This window comes from Pseudomonas cyclaminis (assembly GCF_015163715.1).
GTDB lineage: Bacteria > Pseudomonadota > Gammaproteobacteria > Pseudomonadales > Pseudomonadaceae > Aquipseudomonas > Aquipseudomonas cyclaminis.
This window is the reverse complement of the sequence record NZ_JADDUM010000343.1, coordinates 1-3,699: the sequence shown is the minus strand read 5'-3', so window position 1 is coordinate 3,699 and position 3,699 is coordinate 1. Positions and strand designations below refer to the sequence as shown.

The 3,699-nt window shown below is 61.8% G+C and carries 4 protein-coding genes and 1 riboswitch; of the genes, 3 read left to right on the top strand and 1 reads right to left on the bottom strand.

The genetic code is table 11. The features are described from left to right. Positions 1–41 precede the first annotated feature (41 nt). Positions 42–674: a LysE family translocator gene (locus IQK56_RS30065; protein ID WP_025855566.1), complete on the bottom strand. Its 633-nt coding sequence runs from the start codon at positions 672–674 to the stop codon at positions 42–44. An 84-nt stretch (positions 675–758) separates the two neighbouring features. Between IQK56_RS30065 and IQK56_RS30060 the strand changes: the two genes are divergently transcribed. From IQK56_RS30060 to IQK56_RS30050, 3 genes are all read left to right on the top strand, one after another. Further along, a complete protein-coding gene (locus tag IQK56_RS30060) occupies positions 759–1,724 on the top strand; it encodes a 2-hydroxyacid dehydrogenase (RefSeq protein WP_193863560.1) in 966 nt (321 codons plus the stop codon). A 30-nt stretch (positions 1,725–1,754) separates the two neighbouring features. Further along, positions 1,755–2,753: a class I SAM-dependent methyltransferase gene (locus IQK56_RS30055; protein WP_099587148.1), complete on the top strand. Its 999-nt coding sequence runs from the start codon at positions 1,755–1,757 to the stop codon at positions 2,751–2,753. 50 nt (positions 2,754–2,803) lie between these two features. Continuing rightward, a riboswitch (yybP-ykoY riboswitch) is annotated at positions 2,804–2,925 on the top strand. An 88-nt stretch (positions 2,926–3,013) separates the two neighbouring features. Next, the gene (locus IQK56_RS30050; protein WP_099587147.1) at positions 3,014–3,598 is read left to right on the top strand and encodes a TMEM165/GDT1 family protein; all 585 of its coding nucleotides are present in this window, start codon (positions 3,014–3,016) and stop codon (positions 3,596–3,598) included. The last annotated feature ends 101 nt before the right edge of the window (positions 3,599–3,699 follow it).

Below are 3,699 nucleotides of genomic sequence, written 5' to 3'. Positions count from 1 at the left end.
CCCTCCCACATTTGAACCCTGCCCGCATGAACGAGCAGCGATTATTTCATGCTGGTAAACGCCAACTTCACCCCAATCGCAATCAACACCGCCCCCATGGTCCGATCAAACCAATGCCCCATCCGTGCAAACCCCGCGCGCACCCGCTGTTGGCTGAAGAGCATGGCCACCAGGCAGAACCACAACGCCGTCGCCACCGCCAGGTACACGCCGTAACCCGCCTGTATGGCCAGCGGCGTGTGCGGGTTGATCACCACGGTGAACAGCGACAGGAAGAACAACGTGGCCTTCGGGTTCAGACCATTGGTCACAAAGCCCGCCGTAAACGCGCCGCGTGGCGTGCGCTCGCCCGCTTCACGGTGCAATTCGCCCTCGGCGGCAGGTTTGGCCGGCTGCGCGCGCAGGGCCTTGAAGCCGATGTACAGCAGGTACGCGGCCGCCGCCCATTTCAGTGCATTGAACAGCACGATGGACTGGGACACGATCAAGCCGATCCCCAGCAACGAGTAACCCACGTGCAGGAAAATCGCCGAGCCCACACCCAGCGCGGTCCAGGTGCCGGCGCGACGGCCATGGGTCACGCTTTCGCGTACTACCACGGCGAAATCCGGGCCTGGGCTGGCCACCGCCAACAGGTGGATCAAGGCCACGGTCAAAAACTCGGCGACGTACATACTCACTCCATTAAGTAACGGATTATTTCATCTGATAGGCTCGGCAGATTACGCCTTCGAACCCTGTCGCAAAAGGTACAGTTGATGACGAACAATCGCCGCGCCGTCTTCCTTGATCACCCGTCCCTGGACCTGGGGGACCTCGACCTCAGCGGTCTAAGAGGCTGCTTCAGCGACCTGCACTTGTACTCCGACACCACGCCGCAAAATGTGATCGAGCGCCTGCAAGGTGTCCAGGTGGTCATCAGCAACAAGATTGCCCTCAACCCCGAAACCCTGGCGGCCTGCCCGGAACTCAAGTTGATCCTGGTGTCGGCCACCGGCACCAACAACGTCGACCTTGAGGCCGCCCGCGCCCAGGGCATCACCGTGAGCAATTGCCAGGGCTACGGCACGCCATCGGTGGCGCAGCATACGATCATGCTGCTGCTCAACCTGGCGACGCGCCTGAAGGACTATCAACGGGACGTGGCCGCCGGCAAATGGCAACAGGCCAAGCAGTTCTGCCTGCTGGACCATCCTATTGTGGAGCTGGAAGGCAAGACCCTCGGCCTGCTGGGCCACGGTGAACTGGGTGGCGCAGTAGCCCGGTTGGCCGAAGCGTTTGGCATGCGTGTGCTGCTTGGTGCGATTCCGGGTCGCCCTGCCCGTGCAGACCGCGTCCCCCTGGACGAGCTGCTCACTCAGGTGGACGCGCTCACCCTGCACTGCCCGCTCAACGAGCACACTCGCAACTTTATCGGCGCCCGCGAGCTGGCACTGCTCAAGCCAGGCGCATTTGTGGTCAACACGGCGCGCGGTGGCTTGATCAACGAACAGGCCCTGGCGGATGCCTTGCGCAGCGGTCACTTGGGCGGCGCAGCCACCGATGTGCTGAGTGTGGAGCCACCGGTCAACGGCAACCCGTTGCTGGCTGATGACATTCCCCGGCTGATCGTCACCCCCCACAATGCGTGGGGCAGTCGCGAAGCGCGGCAGCGCATCGTCGGCCAACTGACGGAAAACGCCCTGGGCTTTTTCAGCGGCGCCCCGCTGCGCGTCGTCAGTTGATAAACTGCGCCCCTTTTCAAGGAGCAGACCATGGATCCGCGCAGTGAAGTACTGCTTCGTCAGGCCGAACTTTTTCAAGGCAACCTGTTGCTGGTGGGCTTGCCCGCCGACGACCTGCTGGGCCGCCTGCCCAACGCCCACGCCTGGTGCTGGCACGCCGGCGATCAGGCAGCGCTTGATGCGCGGTTCCCCGAGCGCAGCCAATTTGGCGTGAATGTGCCGGAGCGTGAGTTCGACGCGGCGGTGATCTTCCTGCCCAAGTCCAAGGATCTCACCGACTACCTGCTCAACGCCGTGGCCGCACGCCTGCCCGGCGCCGAGCTGTTTCTGGTCGGCGAGAAAAAAAGCGGTATCGAAAGCGCCGCCAAACAGATGATCCCGTTCGGCAAACCGCGCAAGCTCGACAATGCACGGCACTGCCAGCTGTGGCAGATCACCGTGGCCAACGCGCCGCACGCGGTGGAACTGGAAAGCCTGGCGCAAGTGTTTGAAGTGCCGCTGGCCGAAGGCCCACTCAAGGTCGTGAGCCTGCCGGGGGTGTTCAGCCATGGTCGCCTGGACCGTGGCACCGAGTTGCTGCTGGAACATTTGGACAAACTGCCGAGCGGCCATCTGCTGGACTTCGGTTGCGGTGCCGGCGTGCTGGGGGCTGCGGTGAAACGTCGCTACCCGCACAACAGTGTGACGATGCTGGACGTGGACGCCTTCGCCGCCGCCAGCAGCCGCCTGACACTGGCTGCCAACGGCCTGGAGGCCGAGGTGCTGACCGGTGATGGCATCGATGCTGCACCGATGGGGTTGAATGCGATTTTGAGCAACCCACCGTTTCATGTCGGGGTGCACACCGATTATTTCGCGACCGAGAACCTGCTGCGAAAAGCGGCGAAACACCTGGCAAAAGGCGGCGAACTTCGGCTGGTTGCCAACAGTTTCCTGAAGTACCAACCGCTGATCGAAGAGCATTTGGGCGTGTGTGCGATCAAAGCTGAGGGCAATGGTTTTCGCATCTACCGTGCCAAGCGCCCTTAATGGCTATTTGAAAAAGAAGGCTTGCCGAATGGATTTTGCCTAGGCAGAATCCGCTCCGTCCTAGGGGAGTAGTCTCCCACGAGCGCCTTGCTCGTCCGGCATACGTCAACATACTTGGTCAACAGACCATGGCGTATGCGACCCAGGAGTCCGCACAGACGGACCGGGGTTTGACAAGACCTATGACACGAACACCTTACCCGGGGCGGGAAGGCTGTACGTGTCATAGCCGTGTCGACCCGCCCCTGGAAACTTACCTGATGCTGGATTCATTACTCGTTCCTACCGCAATCGTTGCCTTGGCCGAAATCGGCGACAAGACGCAACTGCTCGCGCTCATTCTCGCTGCTCGCTTTCGCAAGCCCTGGCCAATCATCGCCGGCATCGTCGCCGCGACCCTGGCCAACCATGCGGCCGCCGGTGCCGTGGGCGCCTGGTTTGGCAGTTTCTTCTCGGACGCGGTGTTGCACTGGATCCTCGCGGCGAGTTTCTGCGCCACGGCCCTATGGACCCTGGTGCCGGACAAGCTTGATGACGACGAAGCCAGCACCACACGCAAGTTCGGGCCATTCCTGACCACGCTGATTGCATTCTTCCTGGCGGAAATCGGTGACAAGACCCAGATCGCCACGGTGATGCTGGCCGCGCAATACCCGGAGCTGTGGCTGGTGATTATCGGCACCACGCTGGGCATGCTGATTGCCAACGTGCCGGTGGTTCTGGCGGGGAATTTTGCCGCGGAAAAACTGCCGCTGACGATGATTCGTCGACTGGCGGCTACGGCGTTCTTTGTGTTGGCGATTGTCGCGGTGTACAAGGCCATGCAAAGCAGCGGCTGGATCTAGACCTGCAAACCCAATCAAATATGGGAGGGCAAAGCCCCCAATGCCAGTCAGTTAAGGAGGAACACTGGTAACTGTGGTGAGCGGGCTTGCCCCGCGCTGGG